General features: G+C 65.7%; 20 protein-coding genes and 1 tRNA gene. 3 read left to right on the plus strand and 18 right to left on the minus strand.

Annotated elements, in window-relative coordinates; genetic code table 11:
- Position 1: 1 nt before the first annotated feature.
- The 3 genes from EG854_RS05955 to tig form a co-directional block, all read right to left on the minus strand.
- Positions 2-643, minus strand: a complete 642-nt coding sequence (locus EG854_RS05955) for an ATP-dependent Clp protease proteolytic subunit (protein ID WP_123286789.1) — start codon at positions 641-643, stop codon at positions 2-4.
- A 95-nt stretch (positions 644-738) separates the two neighbouring features.
- Complete coding sequence (locus EG854_RS05960; RefSeq protein ID WP_123286791.1) at positions 739-1,674, minus strand: hypothetical protein; 936 nt, start codon at positions 1,672-1,674, stop codon at positions 739-741.
- A gap of 857 nt (positions 1,675-2,531) precedes the next feature.
- The gene (gene tig / locus EG854_RS05965) at positions 2,532-3,875 is read right to left on the minus strand and encodes a trigger factor (protein WP_123286793.1); all 1,344 of its coding nucleotides are present in this window, start codon (positions 3,873-3,875) and stop codon (positions 2,532-2,534) included.
- A gap of 188 nt (positions 3,876-4,063) precedes the next feature.
- Here tig and EG854_RS05970 point away from each other — a divergent pair, with 188 nt between their 5' ends.
- Together EG854_RS05970 and EG854_RS05975 are read left to right on the plus strand one after the other, a co-directional pair.
- On the plus strand, positions 4,064-4,777 hold the full coding sequence (locus EG854_RS05970) for an MBL fold metallo-hydrolase (RefSeq protein ID WP_123286795.1): 714 nt from the start codon (positions 4,064-4,066) through the stop codon (positions 4,775-4,777).
- A 67-nt stretch (positions 4,778-4,844) separates the two neighbouring features.
- Positions 4,845-5,081: a con-10 family general stress protein gene (locus EG854_RS05975; protein WP_123286797.1), complete on the plus strand. Its 237-nt coding sequence runs from the start codon at positions 4,845-4,847 to the stop codon at positions 5,079-5,081.
- A 15-nt stretch (positions 5,082-5,096) separates the two neighbouring features.
- On the opposite strand, the gene egtB is transcribed toward EG854_RS05975, so the two are convergent.
- The 3 genes from egtB to EG854_RS05990 all read right to left on the minus strand — a co-directional run bounded on the left by egtB (position 5,097) and on the right by EG854_RS05990 (position 9,041).
- Positions 5,097-7,256, minus strand: coding sequence for an ergothioneine biosynthesis protein EgtB (gene egtB, locus EG854_RS05980; protein WP_123286799.1), 2,160 nt, complete (start codon positions 7,254-7,256; stop codon positions 5,097-5,099).
- Between the two features lie 102 nt (positions 7,257-7,358).
- A complete protein-coding gene (locus tag EG854_RS05985; protein WP_123286801.1) occupies positions 7,359-8,570 on the minus strand; it encodes an acyl-CoA dehydrogenase family protein in 1,212 nt (403 codons plus the stop codon).
- 165 nt (positions 8,571-8,735) lie between these two features.
- A complete protein-coding gene (locus tag EG854_RS05990; RefSeq protein ID WP_123286803.1) occupies positions 8,736-9,041 on the minus strand; it encodes an SCP2 sterol-binding domain-containing protein in 306 nt (101 codons plus the stop codon).
- 160 nt (positions 9,042-9,201) lie between these two features.
- On the opposite strand from EG854_RS05990, the gene EG854_RS05995 reads away from it, so the two are divergent.
- On the plus strand, positions 9,202-11,148 hold the full coding sequence (locus tag EG854_RS05995; protein WP_123286910.1) for a M61 family metallopeptidase: 1,947 nt from the start codon (positions 9,202-9,204) through the stop codon (positions 11,146-11,148).
- Positions 11,149-11,196: 48 nt separating this feature from the next.
- On the opposite strand, the gene EG854_RS06000 is transcribed toward EG854_RS05995, so the two are convergent.
- The 12 genes from EG854_RS06000 to EG854_RS06050 form a co-directional block, all read right to left on the minus strand.
- The gene (locus EG854_RS06000; RefSeq protein WP_123286805.1) at positions 11,197-11,877 is read right to left on the minus strand and encodes a type 1 glutamine amidotransferase domain-containing protein; all 681 of its coding nucleotides are present in this window, start codon (positions 11,875-11,877) and stop codon (positions 11,197-11,199) included.
- Positions 11,878-12,002: 125 nt separating this feature from the next.
- A complete protein-coding gene (rplL, locus tag EG854_RS06005; protein WP_123286807.1) occupies positions 12,003-12,389 on the minus strand; it encodes a 50S ribosomal protein L7/L12 in 387 nt (128 codons plus the stop codon).
- 66 nt (positions 12,390-12,455) lie between these two features.
- The gene (gene rplJ, locus EG854_RS06010; protein ID WP_123286809.1) at positions 12,456-12,971 is read right to left on the minus strand and encodes a 50S ribosomal protein L10; all 516 of its coding nucleotides are present in this window, start codon (positions 12,969-12,971) and stop codon (positions 12,456-12,458) included.
- 301 nt (positions 12,972-13,272) lie between these two features.
- Positions 13,273-13,815, minus strand: a complete 543-nt coding sequence (locus EG854_RS06015; protein ID WP_123286811.1) for a DUF2059 domain-containing protein — start codon at positions 13,813-13,815, stop codon at positions 13,273-13,275.
- 136 nt (positions 13,816-13,951) lie between these two features.
- Positions 13,952-14,641 carry a 50S ribosomal protein L1 gene (gene rplA / locus EG854_RS06020; RefSeq protein ID WP_123286814.1) on the minus strand — a complete coding sequence of 230 codons (690 nt, stop codon included), beginning with the start codon at positions 14,639-14,641 and terminating at the stop codon, positions 13,952-13,954.
- A 3-nt stretch (positions 14,642-14,644) separates the two neighbouring features.
- A complete protein-coding gene (gene rplK, locus EG854_RS06025; RefSeq protein ID WP_123286816.1) occupies positions 14,645-15,076 on the minus strand; it encodes a 50S ribosomal protein L11 in 432 nt (143 codons plus the stop codon).
- A gap of 160 nt (positions 15,077-15,236) precedes the next feature.
- Positions 15,237-15,815, minus strand: coding sequence for a transcription termination/antitermination protein NusG (gene nusG, locus EG854_RS06030; protein ID WP_123286818.1), 579 nt, complete (start codon positions 15,813-15,815; stop codon positions 15,237-15,239).
- Positions 15,816-15,825: 10 nt separating this feature from the next.
- Positions 15,826-16,116, minus strand: coding sequence for a preprotein translocase subunit SecE (secE, locus tag EG854_RS06035; protein ID WP_123286820.1), 291 nt, complete (start codon positions 16,114-16,116; stop codon positions 15,826-15,828).
- Positions 16,117-16,186: 70 nt separating this feature from the next.
- Positions 16,187-16,262 (minus strand) — tRNA-Trp (locus EG854_RS06040).
- Positions 16,263-16,406: 144 nt separating this feature from the next.
- On the minus strand, positions 16,407-17,732 hold the full coding sequence (locus EG854_RS06045) for a hemolysin family protein (protein WP_183211125.1): 1,326 nt from the start codon (positions 17,730-17,732) through the stop codon (positions 16,407-16,409).
- 107 nt (positions 17,733-17,839) lie between these two features.
- On the minus strand, positions 17,840-17,971 hold the full coding sequence (locus EG854_RS13355; RefSeq protein WP_260155582.1) for a hypothetical protein: 132 nt from the start codon (positions 17,969-17,971) through the stop codon (positions 17,840-17,842).
- A gap of 201 nt (positions 17,972-18,172) precedes the next feature.
- Positions 18,173-18,333, minus strand: a 161-nt coding sequence (locus tag EG854_RS06050) for an EF-Tu C-terminal domain-related protein (RefSeq protein WP_478209853.1), incomplete at its 5' end; no start/stop codon positions are given.

The following is an 18,333-nucleotide window of genomic DNA, read 5'->3' on the forward strand; positions in this document are numbered from 1 at the left end:
GTCAGACCGTCTTGATGCCGTCTTCGTCAGCCTGCTGGCGGCGATCATAGACGTGATCGACGATGCCCCAGCTCTTGGCCTCATCCGCGCTCATGAAATGGTCGCGGTCGAGGGTCTTTTCGACTTCCTCATAGGTGCGGCCGGTGTGGTGGACGTAGATTTCGTTCAGGCGGCGCTTGGTCTTGATGATGTCCTCGGCGTGACGCTCGATGTCCGAGGCGGTGCCGCGGAAGCCACCCGAGGGCTGGTGGACCATGATGCGCGCGTTCGGCAGGGCGATCCGGTGCCCGGCCTCGCCCGCCGTCAGGATCAGCGAACCGGCCGATGCAGCCATGCCCATGACCACCGTCGAGACCGGCGACTTGATGTATTGCATGGTGTCGTAGATCGCGAGCGCCGAGGTCACCTGACCGCCGGGGCTGTTGATATACATGCTGATTTCCTTCTTCGGGTTTTCCGATTCCAGATACAGCAGCTGGGCGCAGATCAGGCTGGCCATGCCGTCCTCGAACGGACCGGTCAGGAAGATGATCCGCTCACGCAGCAAGCGCGAGAAGATGTCGAACGCGCGCTCACCCCGGCTGGACTGCTCGACCACCATGGGCACGAGGTTCATGTTCATCAGTTCGATCGGATCGCGCATGAAGGCCTTCTTGACTGCAGAGGGGGCGCGACTCGGCGGTCGTGCCCGTATGAGACCCGGAATATCGCGATGCGAGGGACCCGGCGCAAGGCGCGTCAGTTTTCGGGCGCCGCCTCCTGCTCCGCGCGCAGGTCCCGGGCGAGGTCGGAGGCGATGCTGGAGGCCAGCACCGCCGGGTTGCGGCGCATGGCACGATCGTCCCGGTAAAGGGCCTCAAGGAAGGCCAGATCCCAGTCCGTCATGCTGTCGGCAGCGGCGGGATTGTCCAGCACATTCAGAATGGTGGGGAAGCCAGCGATCTCGCCGCGCGGATCAATCTGGGCCAGGGACACCATCGACAGATAGTCCGCCAGCTGGGGCGCGGTCAGGTGGGCGACGCCGTCCACATCGACGATCACAATGACCTTGTTCAGGTCGTCGCGGATGATGGTGGTCAGCAGCGACCCGAAGGTGCTGATTGAGGGGGCCGAGGGATTGCCCTCATTGTCCGTCTCGCCGGGAATACGCACGGCGATCCGGCCCGTCTCGGAATTGATCGGCAGGGCCATGTGCCACCAGCGAACCGGGGCGTCGCCTTCCTGAAAGCGACCCAGCGCCGCGCGGCCCAGATCCATGCCCGACCCGCCGACGCGGAAGGCCGAGGGTTCGGCCTCGACCATGGCGCGCGCCATCTGCGCCCCGTCATCGGCAAAGGTGATGATGACATTGGGCGAACAGCCGGGCGCGCCGATCTCCAGCCCCAGATCCTCGGCCCGGGTCGAGATGACATCGGCCAGATACTGGGCCGCCTCGCCGCGCAGATTGACCACGCCGACACAGACGGTATCGCGCCAGCGGGCCAGGCCCCGGCCCCGCGCGGGCACCGACAGGCTGTAGACGAAGTCGCGGGCCGCCTCGTCCAGCGGACGGCCCAGGACGACAATGTCATCGACGCGGGTTCCGGTGGGATCCTGGACCGGCGGGTCCTGCACCGGCGGATCCTGGGGCGCGGCCGTGGCTAGCAGGGCAGCGAGGGCAGTGGCGGCCAGCATGGAGAACTCCGGACAGATACAGGCGGGGACGCAGTACCCCTCAAACGCGCCAAGGCCATAAAGCCGTCGGTGGCGCGAGGTGCATTACATCGTTGTAATGTCAGGTGGTGAAGCGCCCACGCAAAGGCCCCTCTCGCCCTTGGGGCAGAGGTTGTGGAGAGGTGGGCGGCGCATGGGCCGGGGGCCCGGAACCGGTGCTCCCGTGCTTTCGCCGTCAGGGAGCGTGTGTGATTTTCGGCACCTGACCTGTGCGCCGCCCCGGTCGGTTCACGCGAGCGCCTGGGGGGACTGTCTCTTCCGCCGGGGGTCGGGCACCCGGATGCTTGTGCGCCCGACTTCGCCTGTCCCGGTTCGACAGCAGGTCCCAGTCTCTCGGCCCGCGACGGGCGAGGCGTCCAGAAACGCCCCGGACCCCGGGGTTTCGCCCCGGGCAATCCCGCTCGACCGGCCCCCGCCGCCGCATCAGTGCCTGGGTCCCGAGGCGCCTCTCCTGCGACGGAGACGGGTGAAGGGTTGCACACCGCTGGACCGCGTCGGGAAGAACGGTCCGGGAAGCGGGAGGGGTGTTGAAAGGGTTGGGGAATTCGGCGGCAGCTATCCTATCTGAGGGCGTCGGCTCAGCAGTCCTTCTCCCCCCGGGGGAGAAGGTGGGCCGCAGCGCGGCTCGGATGAGGGGGGCGGGTCGAGGCCAGACGGGTCACGTCCCATGCGGGCGCAAACGTCCCCCTCATCCGTCAGGCTCCGCCTGACACCTTCTCCCACGAAGGGAGAAGGGCACCAGAGGCGCCTCCCGCACAGCAAAACGCCCGGCGCAGGGGCTGCGGCCGGGCGTTGAAGGGGTCAGGATGACGGAGGGATCAGCCCTCGTCGTCTTCCTTCATCAGGTCTTCCTTGCTGATCGGCTTGTCGGTCATTTCGGCCTGACCGAAGATCAGCTCGCAGACCTTTTCCTCATAGATCGGGGCGCGCATCTGGGCGGCGGCCTCGGGGTTCTGGCGGTAGAAGTCCAGCACCTGACGCTCCTGACCAGGATAGTTGCGGGCTTCGGCCATCAGGGCGTTGTTCAGCTCCTGATCGGTGACGCCAACGTTGTTGGCCCGGCCGATTTCGGCCAGCACCAGACCCAGGCGCACGCGACGCTCGGCGATCTTGCGGTACTCTTCCTTGAGCGCCTTGTCGGACTTCTTGGCGTCTTCCTCGGGCAGGCGACCGGCTTCCTTGTCGGCCTCGACCTGACGCCAGATGCCATCGAACTCGGCCTCGACCATCTTGGGCGGCAGGTCAAAGCTGTGGCCGGCGTCCAGCTGGTCCAGCAGGGCGCGCTTCAGCTTGAAGCGGGCGGCGTTGGTGTACTGCTGGTTAAGGTTGTCCTTGAGGATGCCCTTGAGCTTCTCCAGGTCTTCCAGACCCAGACGCTTGGCGAACTCGTCGTCGATCTTCGTTTCGGCCTCGGCCTTGATCGCCTTGACGGTCACGTCGAAGGCGGCCTTTTTGCCGGCCAGATGGGCGGCCTGATAGTCCTCGGGGAAGGTCACCTCGACGACCTTTTCCTCGCCGACCTTGGCGCCCTTGAGTTGCTCTTCAAAGCCCGGGATGAAGCGGTTGGAACCTATGACCAGATCGGCGTCCTCGGCCGAGCCGCCCTCGAAGGCTTCACCGTCGATCTTGCCGACGAAATCGATGGTCAGCTGGTCGCCGTCGGCGGCCTTGACCGTCTTGCCGGTCTTGTCCTCGTAGGATTTGGACTGCGAGGCCAGTTCCTTGAGGGTCTCTTCGATGTCGGCGTCAGTCGCCTCGTAGACCGGGCGCTCCAGCTTCAGCGTTTTGGGGTCGACCGGGGTGAAGTCGGGCATGACCTCGAGCGACATTTCATAGGCGAGGTCGGCCTGGCCGGCGACGACCTTGTCCATGTCGCTGGTCAGCTTCATCTCGGCCGGAGCGGCCGGGCGGAGCTTGGCGTCTTCCAGAGCCTTCTGGCTGGACTCGTTCAGGGTGGCGTTGACGATCTCGCCCATGAAGTCCCGCCCATAGGCCTTGCGCACATGCGAGGCCGGCACCTTGCCCGGACGGAAGCCCTTGAGCTTCATCTGGGGGGCCACTTCCTTGATGCGGGCATCCAGCTTTTCGTTCAGCTCAGTGGCGGGAACGATAACCTCGATCACGCGGCTGAGGCCGGCGGCGGACTTTTCAACGACTTGCATGGACGATCTGACGCTCTGGGGCGCGACCGTCTTCGGACCGCGCGCGTGGTGGGATAAGCAAACAGGGCCGCCCCTTGCGGAGCGGCGCCTCGAAGCCCGCCCTTATGTCGAGAACGCCGCCAAAGGTCAACGCGCGGCACGTCCCGGGGGCGGTTCACAGGCGCGCCGCCCCGTCCTATGTCTGGGGGATGAGCGCATCCCCCTCCCCCCTCGGCCTGTTCATAAGCCCGGTCACGCCCCTGCAGCAGAATTGCACCGTCGTCTGGTGCACGGCGACGAAGAAGGCCGCCGTCATCGATCCGGGCGCCTCCGGGCCCGCCATTCTGGCGGAAATCCAGCGGCGCGGGCTGGAGATGGAGCAGATCTGGATCACCCACGGCCATCTGGATCATGCGGGCGGAGCGGCCGAGTTGAACGAGATTTCCGGCGCGCCGATCATCGGGCCGCATCCCGACGACCAGTTCTGGATCGACGGCATTCCGGCGCAGGGGCAGATGTACGGCCTGCCCGAAGCGCGGTCATTCACGCCTACCCGCTGGCTGGACGAAGGCGACGAGCTGACGCTGGGCCAGACGCGCTGGCAGGTGTTTCGCACCCCGGGCCATACGCCCGGCCATGTGATCTTCTATTGCGAGGCGGCGCGCTTTGCCCAGGTCGGGGATGTGCTGTTCAAGGGCTCGGTCGGGCGGACCGACTTTCCCCAGAGCGATCCGCGGGCGCTGGTGACCAGCATCGTAACCAAGCTCTGGCCGCTGGGGGATGATGTGACGTTTGTGCCCGGCCACGGTCCGCACTCGACCTTTGGCGCCGAGCGGCGGGACAATCCATTCGTGTCGGACCGGGCGCTGGCCGGACAGGGGATGCGGTTCTCCCCTGAGTCGGAACGTCGCAGCCCTCCGTAAGCGGAACCGGACGGGGGCCACGGGGTTCTTTCTGCACAGTTCTCGATTTGTCAGAAAGGTCAACACCATGGCCGAGGCCAAGCCCCCCGCCCGCCCGTCCGGAGTCTCGAAACGAGGCTTTGCCTCGATGGACCCCGAGCGCCAGCGCGCCATCGCCCGCAAGGGCGGTGCCAGCGTGCCCAGCGAAAAGCGCAGCTTCTCCCAGGACCGGGCCCTTGCCGCCCAGGCCGGCCGCAAGGGCGGCGAGGCCTCGCACGGCACCCGTCAGCCGGAAACCACGACGGGCGCGCCCAGCCCCGAATAAGCGTAATGTCTGCCCTCAGCCCTGAAGCAGGGCGAGGGCCACGGCGGGCGAGTTCGACTCGCGCCAGTCGACCAGCCGCCAGCCAGCCTTTTCCACCAGTTCGACGATCGTCTCGCGCGTGAATTTCCGTGAGCTTTCGGTGTGCAGGGTCTCCCCCTCGACAAAGCGGAAGCGGGTGTCGTCCAGCGTCACAACCTGATTCCGCGTCGAAACCAGATGCATCTCCATCCGCGAGCGGTCCGCGTTCCAGACCGCGCGGTGCTCGAAGCTGTCGAGATCGAAGTCGGCGTCCAGCTCGCGATTGGCGCGCGCCAGCAGGTTCAGATTAAAGGCGGCGGTGACGCCCTGGGCATCGTCATAGGCGGCGACCAGCAGATCCGCCGGCTTGACCAGATCGACCCCGAGAATGAAGTGCGACCCTGCGCCCAGCCGCTCATGTGCCGAGGTCAGGAAGTGGATCGCCAGCTCAGTCGTTAAGTTGCCGATGGTCGAGCCGGGAAAGAAACCGGTGCGCGGTCCCTTGCCCAGTTCCGGCAGGGGCGGCAGGTCGAGGAAGTCGCCGGCGACGGGGCTGACCTCCAGATCGGGATAGGCCTCGCGGATGCGGTCAGTGGCGGCATCCAGCGCGTCTGTGCTGATGTCGATCGGCATATAGATGGCCAGATCCGGGGCCTGATCCAGGACGATGCGGGTCTTTTCGCTGGCGCCCGAGCCGAACTCGACCAGCACGGCGTTCTCGCCCATGAACCGCGCGATGTCGGGGGCCATGTCGCGTAGCAGGGCGGTCTCCTGACGCGTGGGGTAGTATTCCGGCAGGCGGGTGATGTCCTCGAACAGGCGCGAGCCCTCGGCGTCGTAGAGCCATTTGGGTGACAGGGCTTTCTGCGGCTTTGACAGACCCTCGACCAGATCGGCCCTGAACTGTGCGGTCTCGTCGTCAACAGGCATCCGGGCTCCGGGTTGGGGGTCAGCATCGCGCGCCAGACGCAGGCCCGCGAAGGCCCAGCGCTGATGCGGATAATAGAAGTTGCGGTAGGTCAGGCGGCGATGATCGGGCGGGGTGGCGAAACACGAGCCGCGCAGCACCCCCTGATTGGCCATGAACTTGCCGTTGTACTCGGCCGCGACGCCGGGCGTGGTCCGGAAGCCCGGATAGGGGGCATAGGCGCTGGCCGTGTGCTGCCAGACCTGACCGTCGAGGCCTGCGAAGGCGTCGGGGCGGGTGCGGGCCGCGTGCTCCCATTCGGCCTCGGTCGGCAGACGGGCGCCGGACCAGCGGGCGAAGGCGTCGGCCTCATACAGGCTGATGTGGCAGACGGGGGCTTCGGGATCGACGGGCTGGCGGCCCGTCAGGGTCATGACGGTCCAGCCCGCGTCGTCGGACTGCCAGTAAAGCGGGGCCTGCCAGCCTTCGGTCCGGGCCGTGGCCCAGCCGTCGGACAGCCACAGTTCGGGACGGCGATAGCCCCCATCGGCCATGAACTCCAGCCACTGACCATTGGTCACCAGATCACGGGCCAGCTGGAAGGGCTGCAGGTGGACCGGGTGAGCCGGCCCTTCATTGTCGAAGGCGAAGCCGGCGCCATCATGGCCGATCGTTGCGAGCCCGCCGTCGAAGGCCTCCCAGCCACCGCGCGGCGTCTGGTCGCTGCGCCAGCCGGGCTCCCGGTCATAGGCCGCAGGATCCAGTGGCGAGCCTGTCATCAGGTTCAGCAGATCCATCAGGAACAGCTCCTGATGCTGCTGTTCGTGGTTGAGGCCGAGCACGAACAGATAGCGCCCCTCCCCGTCCGTCAGACCGGCACGCAGGCGCTCGACCATGCGGCGGTCGATCTCGCGGCGATAGGCCATCACGTCGTCCAGCGACGGCCGGGTGATCAGGCTGCGCCGGTCGCGGGCGATCCGCTCGCCCACGCCGTCGTAGTAGGAGTTGAACAGGGTGAACCAGACGGGGTCGAACGGCCGATAGTCCGGATCGCGGCTGAGGATCAGCGCCTCATAGAACCAGGTGGTGTGGGCCAGATGCCATTTGCCGGGGCTGCAGTCCGGCATGGACTGGGCCTGCAGGTCCTCGGCCGACAGGCCCTCGGCCAGGGCCGGCATGACGCGGCGCGAGGCCTGATAGCGCGCCACATCCCGGGCACTCTGATCCTGAACGGTAGCGGGCGCGTTCATGGGTGTCTCCGGTGTCTGGCGCGGGAGGATCGAGCCCACGAGCCCGACGCGAGTCGACCTAACGTATCAGCCGCCGGGGCGTTGCCGCAAAAACGGCGGGGTTCAGCGAACCGGACGCCCGCCGTGTTTGGCGTATTCGAGACGCGCAATGGAGCGGTTGTGAACCTCGTCCGGACCGTCGGCGATGCGCAGGGTGCGGACCATGGCGTACATTTCGGCCAGCGGCGTATCGGCCGAGACGCCGGCACCGCCATGGGCCTGAATGGCGTCGTCGATGATCTGCAAGGCCATGCGCGGCGCGGCGACCTTGATCTGGGCGATCTCGGACTTGGCGTTCTTGGCACCGGCCTGATCGATCATCCAGGCCGCTTTCAGGACCGACAGACGGCACATCTCAATATTCGTGCGGGCCTCGCCGACCCGCTGTTCCCAGACCGAATGCTCGGCCAGCGACTTGCGGAAGGCGGTGCGCGACAGCAGCCGCTGAACCATCAGTTCCAGCGCCCGTTCGGCCATGCCGATGACGCGCATGCAGTGGTGGATACGACCGGGCCCGAGGCGCCCCTGGGCGATCTCGAAGCCCCGGCCCTCGCCGGCGATCAGATTCTCGACCGGCACGCGGACGTTTTCCAGCACCACCTCGGCGTGGCCGATCGGCTTTTCGTCATAACCGAACACCGACAGCATCCGCTCGACGCGGAAGCCCGGGGTGTCGACGGGAACGATGATCTGCGACTGCTGGGCGTGGGTGGCGGCGCCGGTGTCGGTCTTGCCCATGACGATGGTCATGGCGACGTTCGGATGGCCCATATTGGTCGACCACCATTTGCGGCCGTTGATCACATAGTGGTCGCCGTCGCGCTCGATCCGGGTCTGGATGTTGGTGGCGTCGGATGAGGCGACCTCGGGCTCGGTCATCAGGAAGGCCGAGCGGATCTCGCCGGCCATCAGGGGCTTCAGCCATTTCGCCTGCTGGGCCTCGTTCCCGTACATATGGAGGACTTCCATATTGCCGGTGTCGGGGGCGTTGCAGTTGAACACCTCGGCCGTCCACAGATGGCGGCCCATCATCTCGGCCAGCGGGGCGTATTCGAGGTTGGTCAGTCCCGCGCCGTGATCGCCGGGCAGGAACATGTTCCACAGGCCCGCCTCGCGCGCCTGGGCCTTCATCTCGTCCATGGCCGGGGGCTGGCGAGTCGAATCCTCGCGCACCTGGGCCCAGTATTCGGCCTCGCGCGGCAGGACCTTGTCATCCAGGAAGCGGCGGACGCGCTCCTGCCAGTGAAGGGCCTTGTCGCTGTGCTGGAATTCCATGGGGAGGTCTCCTTCTCCCTCCCCCTCGTGGGGAGGGTGGTCGCGAAGCGACCGGGTGGGGAAGGGTGAAGCCGGGCGCCGGCGGTGCGGGACCGGCGTTCCCCACCCTGTCGTCGCTTGGCGCCGACATCCCTCCCCATGAAGGGGAGGGAGAACGCAAACAGCCTAGCGCTTCAGCAGCGGGGCCAGCTTCTGGGCGATCATCATGTCGCCGGTGATCTTCAGCTTGCCCTGCATGAAGGCCATCATCGGATCCAGCTTGCCTTCCGACAGGGCCATGAAGTCGTCCCAGGCCATGGAGACGGTGGCGTCGGCGGGCTTGTCTTCGTTGGTGACGTTGTTCGGCACGGAGGCACCGTCGATGTAGATGACGCCCTGATCGCCGAGGTCCAGCTTGACGGTCTTGCCGAGGCCGGAGTTGTCGCCCACGGCGGCGCGGATGTGTTCGGTCACGGATGCCAGATCGGCCATGTCATATCTCCCTGAGAGGTGTTGGCAGATGGCGTAGCCCGCCAGCCGCCCCCTGCCAAGATCACGTCACGTAAACATGGGGTGAGCGGTCATCAGGGTTGACCCGGGGGGCGGACTGGTCCGAACTGGCGCCGCTCCCTTCATGACCCGCGAGTATTCCATGCGCCTTCGTCTGACCGTTTCCGCCCTGGCCATCGCCCTCAGCCTCGGTATGGCAGCACCCGCCCTGGCCCAGGTGGGCACGCCCGCCTTGCCCCGGGCCCTGCCGGAAATCCCGGCGCCGGTCGATCAGGCCTATCCGGGTGTGATCCGTTATGAGGTCGATGCCACCGACATCGATCGCAAGATCGTCAGCGTGCGCCAGACCATTCCCGTCAGCGCCGGGCCCCTGACCCTGCTGTATCCGAAATTCATTCCCGGCAATCATGCGCCGACGGGCCCGATCCAGCTGATCGCAGGACTGACCATTCACGGCGACGGCGACCGGATCGAGTGGCTGCGCGACACCATCGATCCCTATGCCTTCCACATCGAGGTGCCCGGGGGCGTCGACGAGATCGTGGTCGAGTTCCAGTGGCTGACCCAGCCGGACGCCAGCAACTGGCGCGTGGTGATGGCCTCGTCCATGCTGAACCTGCAGTGGGAGAAGGCGGTGCTTTATCCTGCGGGATATCGTCACAGCCGCATCACCTTTGCCCCCTCGATCCGCCTGCCGGACGGCTGGCAGTATGGCGTGGCCATGGACACGGTGTCGTTCGAGGACGGGGTGGCGACCTTTGCCCCCGTCAGCCTCGAGACGCTGGCCGACAGCCCCATGTTCGCCGGCGCGCATTACAAATCCTATGACCTCGACCCCGGCGGGCGGTCGCCCGTGACCCTGCATATCGTCGCCGACCAGCCCGAGCAGATCGCGCCGACGCGCGAACAGCTGGCGAAGTACGAGGCGCTGGTCGATGAGGCCGATCTGCTGTTCGGGTCGCGCCATTTCGACAAGTATGAGTTCCTGCTGGGCCTGACCCGCGAGATGGGCGGCATCGGGCTGGAGCATCACCGGTCGAGCGAGAACACCGCCCCGCCCAACTTCTTCGGCGACGGCTGGGAAGCCAGCCACGGCACGCGGACCCTGCTGCCGCACGAGTTCGTGCACTCGTGGAACGGCAAGTTCCGCCGGCCCGGCGACCAGCTGACGCCCAACTTCAATGTGCCGGTCCAGAACACCCTGCTGTGGGTCTATGAGGGCCAGACGGAATACTGGGGCGAAGTGCTGACCGCGCGATCGGGGCTGGGCACCAAGGAGGAGGCGCTGGCCTCCTTCGCCGGGATCGCGGCCTTCTATGAGTATCAGTCCGGACGCGAATGGCGGTCGCTGCAGGACACGACCAACAACAATCTGCTGGGATACCGGGCCTCCAGCCCCTGGCCGTCGTGGATGCGCGGCACGGGCGACTATTACCGCGAATCCGCCCTGATCTGGCTGGATGCCGACACCCTGATCCGCGAGAAGACGGGCGATACCAAGTCGCTGAACGACTTTGCCAAACTGTTCTTTGGCATCGACGACGGGTCGTGGACCGCGACGCCCTATACGTTCGACGACATCGTCACGGCGCTGAATGCGGTGGTGCCGCACGACTGGGCCGGCTTCCTGCGCGACCGTCTGGACGCCGTCGGCCCCGACGCCGAGGTGCCGCTGGATGGCATCGAACGCAGCGGCTATCGCCTCGTCTACACCGACAGCCCGACCGAGGTGGAGACGCGCATCAACGGCAGCGGACCGGGTGACTACCTCTATTCGCTGGGCTTCTATCTGGCGGGCGGCAACCGCATTGTTGCCGTGCAGTGGGACAGCCCGATCTTCAACGCTGGGATCGGCGCGGGCTGGACGCTGGTGTCGGTAAATGGCGAGCGGGCCTCGCCGCAGGTGCTGTCGAACGCCATCACGGCCGCCACGATCTCAACCGCGCCGATCGTGCTGGAAGTGCGCAATGCGCGAGGCAGCCGGACGCTGGAAATCGATTACCACGACGGCCTGCGCTATCCGCGTCTGGAGCGGATCCCCGGCACGCCGGACCGTCTGGGCGACATCCTGTCGCCGATGCGGGACTGAGGATGCTGTGCCCCCGGAGCTGATATCAGCCCCGGGGCATAGCAGCGCCTAGCGTTTCAGAACTTCAAGCAGCCTTTCGGCCGTGATCGCCGATGAGGCCGGGTTCTGGCCGGTTACCAGCGTACCATCGACGACCGCGAAGGCCGCCCCGTCATCACCGCGACGATAGTCGGCGCCGGCTTGCTTCAGCATGTCCTCGACCAGGAAGGGCACGACGTCCGTCAGGCCGACGCTGTCTTCCTCGCTGTTGGTGAAGCCGGCAACCTTGCGGCCCTTGACCAGCAAGTCGCCGTCCTTGCCCCTGACCGATTTCAGAACACCGGGGGCATGGCAGACGAAGGCCGTTGGCTTGTCTGCCCGGGCGAAGGCCTCGATCAGGGCGATGGAGTCGGCGTCCTCGGCCAGGTCCCACAGCGGGCCGTGGCCGCCGGGATAGAAGACGGCGTCATAGTCAGCCGCCTTGACGTCGGACAGTTTGAGGGTGCTGGCCAGTTGGGCCCTGGCTTCGGCATCGTCCTTGAACCGGCGGGTGTCGTCGGACTGGGCATCCGGACTGTCGCTCTTCGGATCGATCGGCGGCTGGCCGCCTGCGGGCGAGGCCAGGGTGATGTCGGCTCCGGCATCGTTGAGCAAATAATAGGGGGCCACGAACTCTTCGAGCCAGAAGCCGGTCTTGTTGCCGGTGTCGCCGAGCTGGTCGTGCGATGTCAGAACCATCAGAATCTTCATGCGGGTCTCCTTTGTCGGGGGAGAGCCCCCGGGCGCCGGGAAGGTTCCGGGTTGCCCGCACGAAAACGGCCCCGGCGGAGATCCACCGGGGCCGCTCGATTGTCACAGTGCCGAATGGCGCCAGATTACTTGATCTGGACCTTGGCGCCGGCTTCCGTCAGCTTCTTGGCGATTTCGTCGGCGTTCTGCTTGGAAACGTTCTCGACGACGTTCTGCGGAGCGCCTTCGACCAGGTCCTTGGCTTCCTTCAGACCCAGGTCCGAACGCACGCCACGGACTTCCTTGATGACGTTGATCTTCTTGTCGCCGCCGTCGATCAGGACAACGGTGAACTCGGTTTGCTCTTCAGCGGCTTCAGCCGGAGCACCGGCGCCACCACCGGCGGGCATGGCCATGGCGACCGGAGCGGCGGCGGACACGCCCCACTTTTCTTCCAGCAGCTTGGACAGCTCGGCGGCTTCCAGGACGGTCAGGGCGGACAGGTCTTCAACGATTTTGGCGAGATCGGCCATTTGAGTTTTCCTTCGGAGGATTGGGGTTCAGTAGAGAGGTTGCAGAGATGAAAGAGGTCGGTCCGCTTACGCGGCGTCCTTGGCGGCATAGGCGCTGAAAACGCGGGCCAGTTGGGACGCCGGGGCTTGAACGACGCCGGCGACCTTGGTCGCGGGAGCATTGAGCAGGCCCAGCAGCGAGGCGCGGATCTGATCCAGCGACGGCAGTTTGGAGAGAGTCTCCACGCCCTTCGCGTCCAGAACCTTGTCACCCATGAAGCCGCCCAGAACGACGAACTTGTCGTTGCCCTTGGCGAATTCGGCGGTGACCTTGGCAGCCGTCACCGCATCGTCGGCATAGGCGATGCCCACGGGACCCTTGAACAGGCCGTGGTAGTCGCTGCCGTCTTCGGCTTCGAGCGCCTTGAGCGCCAGGCGATTCTTGATCACCTTGAACGCGCCACCTTCCTTGCGAAGGCGGCCACGCAGGTCTTCCATGTCCGCAACGGTCAGACCCAGGTTGTGGGTCACGACCACGGCGCCGGCGTCGGCGAACACGCCCTTCAGCGTCTCGATCGACTCGGCCTTTTGTGCGCGGTCCATTGCGGTCTCCAGTCTTGAGGTTCATCGCCGGGCTTATTCCCGACGACGAGATGGCCCATACGCGTTCGCGTCGCCGCGAGGCGTGTGTGCCGGTCGTAATGTCCGAAGGAAGCTCGGAGGCCATGCCGACCGCGCGAGCGCAGGCCGGAGGGCGTCGTCTGCATCCCCATCTCCCCACGGTACCAGAGGGCTCTCTGACGTTTATGGCATGGGTGGCCCCCACGCCCCGAAGTTCTCGGACAGGCAGATCAGGCCCGAGAGCCCGATCAAGGCGCGCTTCATACAGCGCCCCGCAGAAAAATCAATGCCGCAGTCCCGACCCGGTCTTGGGCATGGCGGCGCCCGGAAGCATCAGGGAGTCCTCGCACTCGAACGCGGCGCAGTATTTCGACCACATGGACTCGACGAAGGTCAGCATATGGATGGCGACGACGGCCTGTTCGCGCTCGGCCAGTTCGAACTGTTTGGTGGCAATCGACCGGCCGATGGGAGATTCGAAGAAGGCGACCATGGCCTCCAGTTCCTCGGTCGTGAACGTCTCCGCATAGATGGGCGCCAGGTCCGCGCTCAGCCCCTCGATCATGGCCAGCATCAGGCCGGGCATGTTGTTGCGCATCCACGCCCGCTCCTCGTCCGTCATGTCGTCGGACTGGGAGAGGTCGGTCTCGATCCAGCCCTCGACCTGCTCGCGGACGTTTCCGCCCATCGACAGTTCGATATAGCGCACCGCCAGGGCCTGGCGCCCGGCGAGGTCCGGGTCCGGCGCGACGGCCTGGGCTGCGGCGAGCGACGGCATCGCCAGCAGGGCGGCGACGACGGCGATCAGGGACAGAAGACGGCGCATGCATAAACTCCGGAGGCAGGTCGGCCATCCTTCCGGCCCCGGCCGGGCTGTGCAAGCGTCACAGCAACACGACGCGCACGAAAAAGGGCGGTGGTTGCCCACCGCCCTCAGTCTTGTCGTCAGCGATCCGTGAGGATCAGGCGCCCAGCGAGGCCGGGTCGACCTTGACGCCCGGTCCCATGGTCGAGGACAGGCTGATCTGCTTGACGTAGGTGCCCTTGGCGCCCGACGGACGGGCGCGGACCAGGGCGTCCACCATCGCCTTGACGTTGGCTTCCAGGGCGTCCTGGGCGAACGAGGCCTTGCCGATGCCGGCGTGGACGATGCCCGCCTTCTCGACGCGGAACTCGACCGCACCGCCCTTGGCGTCCTTGACGGCCTGGGCGACGTTCGGGGTCACGGTGCCGACCTTGGGGTTCGGCATCAGGCCGCGCGGGCCCAGCACCTTACCCAGACGGCCGACGAGGGCCATCATGTCGGGCGAGGCGATGACGCGGTCGAACTCCATGAAGCCGCCGTTGATCTTCTCGTACAGATCCTCGGCACCCACGTGCTCGGCGCCGGCAGCCCGGGCTTCATCGGCCTTGGCGTCCTTGGCGAAGACGGCCACGCGGACGTCACGGCCGGTGCCGGACGGCAGGTTGACGACACCGCGGACCTGCTGGTCGGCGTGACGGGGGTCGACGCCCAGGTTGACGGCGATCTCGATCGACTCGTCGAACTTGGCCTTGGCGTTGTCCTTGACGGTCTTGATGGCCTCGGCGAACGGCAGGGCCGTTTCACGGTTGCCGGTCCAGGCCTTGATACGCTTGGTTTGCTTGGTCATGGCTTAGGCCTCCACCACGTTCAGGCCCATGGCGCGGGCCGAGCCTTCGATGATCTTGGCCGCGGCCTCGATGTCGTTGGCGTTCAGGTCCTTCATCTTCTTCTCGGCGATCTCGCGCAGCTGGGTGCGGGTGATCTTGCCGACGGTCTCGCGACCGGTGGCCTTGGCGCCCGATTTCAGCTTGGTCGCCTCCTTCAGATACCAGGTCGCCGGGGGCGTCTTGGTGATGAAGGTGAAGCTCTTGTCCTGGTAGACAGTGATGACGGTCGGAAGCGGGGTGCCCTTGGCTTCCTTCTCGGTGCGCGCGTTGAACTCCTTGCAGAAGCCCATGATGTTGACGCCGCGCTGGCCGAGCGCCGGCCCGATCGGGGGCGAAGGCGTGGCGGAGCCCGCGGGCACCTGCAGCTTGATGTAGCCGAGAATCTTCTTGGCCATTGGTCTCTCCTATGAAGCGGGGAAATCAATCCCTGCGGATGAGCCGTGGTGCGGCATGGCGGCCTCCCACGGATTTATGCGAGCAAGCCCGCACCGCCCTGATCAGAGCGAGGCGCGCGTATAGCGGACGCGGCGCCGATTGGCAAATGGGTGGCGGGGTCTAGCCCGAGACCTTTTCCACCTGGTTGTATTCCAGATCGACCGGGGTCGGGCGGCCGAAGATGGACACGGCCACGCGCAGGCGGGCGTTGTCCTCGTCGACGCTTTCGACCTGTCCGTCGAAGCTGGCGAACGGACCGTCGACGACCTTGACGGTCTCGCCGATGTCGAAGTGGATGCGGGGCTTGGGCCGCTCGACGCCCTCTTCCGAGGTGCCGATGATGTTCTGGATCTCACGCTCCGAGACCGGCAGCGGCTTGGTGCCGCCCTGGGCGCCGAGGAAGCCGGTGACCTTGGGTGTGTTCTTGACCAGGTGGTAGGCCTCGTCCGTCAGCTCCATCTTGACCAGCACATAGCCGGGCATGAATTTGCGTTCGGCGTTGATCTTGCGACCGCGGCGGATCTCGACGACCTCTTCAGCCGGGACCAGGATTTCCGAGAAATAGTCGCTCAGTCCCTGCTGGCGTGCCTGATCTTCCAGGTGCTGCTTCACCTTCTTTTCGAAGTTGGAGTAGGCGTGGACGATATACCACTTGTGGCGGGGATTGGCGGGCGCGGCGGCGGGGGCGGCATCAGTCATGTCGAAATCCTCAGGTGCCGATGGCGAGAATGCGCTGCGAGATCGCGCTCAGGCCGAAATCGACCACGAAGAAGAAGGCGGCGGCCAGAAGCACCATGATGAACACCATCACCGAGGTGATCCAGGTCTCCTTGCGGCTCGGCCAGACGATCTTGCGACCCTCGGCCTGAACCTGGGAGAAGAACTGGACCGGCGAGGTCCGCTTTTTCGGCGCCGGGGTATCGACGGAAACGGTCTGGGCGGCGACCGGGCCCTTGCCCCCCGCCGTCCGACGTCCGCCCGGTGTTTTCGCCTTGGCCATATGCTGTCTCTTCAAACTTTCTGACTGTTACCCTCACATGGGCATTCCCAGGCGATGGCAACAGGGGAAATGGCAGGAGTGGAGGGACTCGAACCCACGACCCTCGGTTTTGGAGACCGATGCTCTACCAGCTGAGCTACACTCCTGTGGCCCGGACAATGAACAACGCGCCGTGGGCGGACCCATCGGCGCGCGGTCTTGACCAGAAGGGGCGTATGCCCCAGCGCGCGGCGCATTTCAAGCAGGCATTGATGCGGCGACAAGCATTATGACAGCCCGTCGACCAAGGGTCAGTCGCGCTCCGGACCGGCCGTCGATGGATCGGGCGCAATCACCGCCCGGAACAGCAGCTTGTCGATGCGACGGTCGTCCATATCGATGACCTCGACCTCGAACCGGCCGACCTGGAGAACCTCGCCCTCGTCCGGCACGCGCGACAGCTGGTGCAGGATCAGGCCGGCGACGGTGTGGAAGCCATCGACCTCGCCGAAATCCTCCCCGAGCGTATCGGCCAATTCCTCGATATCGGCCTGACCGTCGACCAGCCAGCTGCCGTCTTCGCGGCGGCGGATATAGGCCTCTTCCTCGTCATGGCCCTCGTCGAAGTCGCCGGCGATCATTTCCAGCAGATCGGTGACGGTGACCACCCCTTCGAAGGCACCGTATTCGTCGACGAGGAAGGCCATGTGGACCTTGGACGCCTTCATGATGCCCAGCGCCTTCAGCACCGAGGTCGACTGGGGAATGAAGGCCGGGGTCTGGACCAGTTTCTCGACATTGAACTCGCCATTGTCGAGCAGGCTGTCCAGCAGGTCCTTCTTGTGCACAACGCCCAGGGGATTATCGACGTCGGCGTCGCGGGCTACGACGATCCGCGAATAGGGACAGGTGCGGATTTCGTCACGCAGGGCGCCCTCCTCCTCGTCCAGCGCGATCCAGAAGACCTCGTGGCGCGGCGTCATGGCCACCCGGATGGGCCGGTCACCGAGGCGCAGGATCTCCTCGATCATCTCCTGCTCTTCGGGCTCGATCAGGCCGGAGGCCGTGCCCTCGGCGATCATCGACTCGACCTCCTCCTGGGTCACGTCCGAGCCGTCCCGATCCTTGACGCCCATGATCTTGAGAATCCCGGAGGTCGAGGCCGTCAGCAGCAGTACGAAGGGGTGCAGAATGATGGCCACGGTCGAGATCGGCGCCGCCATCTTGGCCGCGATGCTCTCGGGGAAGATCAGCGCGAGGCGCTTGGGCACCAGCTCACCGACGATCAGCGAGACATAGGTGATGCAGATCACCACCAGCAGGGTCGAGAAGACTTCGGTATAGGCGTTCAGCGCCGGAAAGGCGGCCTCGAGAATCCGGTTCAGATCACCGGCGATCGCCGCCTGGCCATAGGCACCCGCCAGAATGCCGATCAGGGTGATCCCGACCTGGACCGCCGACAGGAAATGGGTGGGGTCTTCCGACAGCTTGAGCGCCGAGCGGGCACCGCGATCGCCGCGTTCGGCGCGACTCTGAAGCTTGGACCGGCGGGATGTCACGACCGCCAATTCGGTCATGGCGAAAAGGCCGTTCAGCACGATGAGAAGCAGAACGACGACGATGGCGATGAGTAACATTTAGGGGGGCGGGAACCGTAACGCGGCGCAATCAGCGACTGCCGCCAGACAGATGATAAGGGGGTTTTTCCCCGTCCGCCACGAATTCCTTCGCAATCAGCGCCAGATTAGCGGTCGCGACCCGCTTCGACCGATCCATAGGGTCCGGCCACGCTGCCATCATGCGGCCCGTAAGCGGCACAGGCCGACATCCCCAGCAGGGTGCCGATGAAGAGTCCGATGTGAAGTGAGCGGCGCATGGTTTCCCAATCCTTAACGCCGCCAGAGTGACAGGGTTCAGGACAGGCACAAGACCACGCACCGGCAAGCGGGCATCTTTACCGTGTTCGTCGCGCGCCGGGCGAAGACCAAACAAAAACCCCCGCCGGATCGCTCCGGCGGGGGTCGGATTTCTGACGCTCAAGCAGCGAGGCTCCGCGAGCCGAGCGTTAGCGTCCCTCTTACTCCGTGATCTTCGACACGACGCCGGCGCCGACCGTGCGGCCGCCTTCGCGGATGGCGAAGCGCAGGCCCTGGTCCATGGCGATCGGGGTGATCAGCTCGACGTTCAGCTCGGCGTTGTCGCCGGGCATGATCATCTCCACACCTTCCTTCAGGTGCA

The organism is Brevundimonas halotolerans (assembly GCF_003730275.1).
GTDB classification, from domain to species: Bacteria; Pseudomonadota; Alphaproteobacteria; order Caulobacterales; family Caulobacteraceae; genus Brevundimonas; species Brevundimonas halotolerans.

Bases quoted from the DNA above. Each gene is read 5' to 3' on its own strand.
- EG854_RS05955 (WP_123286789.1), bottom strand. From the start codon at position 643: ATGCGCGATCCGATCGAACTGATGAACATGAACCTCGTGCCCATGGTG.
- EG854_RS05960 (WP_123286791.1), bottom strand. From the start codon at position 1,674: ATGCTGGCCGCCACTGCCCTCGCTGCCCTGCTAGCCACGGCCGCGCCC.
- tig (WP_123286793.1), bottom strand. From the start codon at position 3,875: ATGCAAGTCGTTGAAAAGTCCGCCGCCGGCCTCAGCCGCGTGATCGAG.
- EG854_RS05970 (WP_123286795.1), top strand. From the start codon at position 4,064: ATGAGCGCATCCCCCTCCCCCCTCGGCCTGTTCATAAGCCCGGTCACG.
- EG854_RS05975 (WP_123286797.1), top strand. From the start codon at position 4,845: ATGGCCGAGGCCAAGCCCCCCGCCCGCCCGTCCGGAGTCTCGAAACGA.
- egtB (WP_123286799.1), bottom strand. From the start codon at position 7,256: ATGAACGCGCCCGCTACCGTTCAGGATCAGAGTGCCCGGGATGTGGCG.
- EG854_RS05985 (WP_123286801.1), bottom strand. From the start codon at position 8,570: ATGGAATTCCAGCACAGCGACAAGGCCCTTCACTGGCAGGAGCGCGTC.
- EG854_RS05990 (WP_123286803.1), bottom strand. From the start codon at position 9,041: ATGGCCGATCTGGCATCCGTGACCGAACACATCCGCGCCGCCGTGGGC.
- EG854_RS05995 (WP_123286910.1), top strand. From the start codon at position 9,202: ATGCGCCTTCGTCTGACCGTTTCCGCCCTGGCCATCGCCCTCAGCCTC.
- EG854_RS06000 (WP_123286805.1), bottom strand. From the start codon at position 11,877: ATGAAGATTCTGATGGTTCTGACATCGCACGACCAGCTCGGCGACACC.
- rplL (WP_123286807.1), bottom strand. From the start codon at position 12,389: ATGGCCGATCTCGCCAAAATCGTTGAAGACCTGTCCGCCCTGACCGTC.
- rplJ (WP_123286809.1), bottom strand. From the start codon at position 12,971: ATGGACCGCGCACAAAAGGCCGAGTCGATCGAGACGCTGAAGGGCGTG.
- EG854_RS06015 (WP_123286811.1), bottom strand. From the start codon at position 13,815: ATGCGCCGTCTTCTGTCCCTGATCGCCGTCGTCGCCGCCCTGCTGGCG.
- rplA (WP_123286814.1), bottom strand. From the start codon at position 14,641: ATGACCAAGCAAACCAAGCGTATCAAGGCCTGGACCGGCAACCGTGAA.
- rplK (WP_123286816.1), bottom strand. From the start codon at position 15,076: ATGGCCAAGAAGATTCTCGGCTACATCAAGCTGCAGGTGCCCGCGGGC.
- nusG (WP_123286818.1), bottom strand. From the start codon at position 15,815: ATGACTGATGCCGCCCCCGCCGCCGCGCCCGCCAATCCCCGCCACAAG.
- secE (WP_123286820.1), bottom strand. From the start codon at position 16,116: ATGGCCAAGGCGAAAACACCGGGCGGACGTCGGACGGCGGGGGGCAAG.
- EG854_RS06045 (WP_183211125.1), bottom strand. From the start codon at position 17,732: ATGTTACTCATCGCCATCGTCGTCGTTCTGCTTCTCATCGTGCTGAAC.
- EG854_RS13355 (WP_260155582.1), bottom strand. From the start codon at position 17,971: ATGCGCCGCTCACTTCACATCGGACTCTTCATCGGCACCCTGCTGGGG.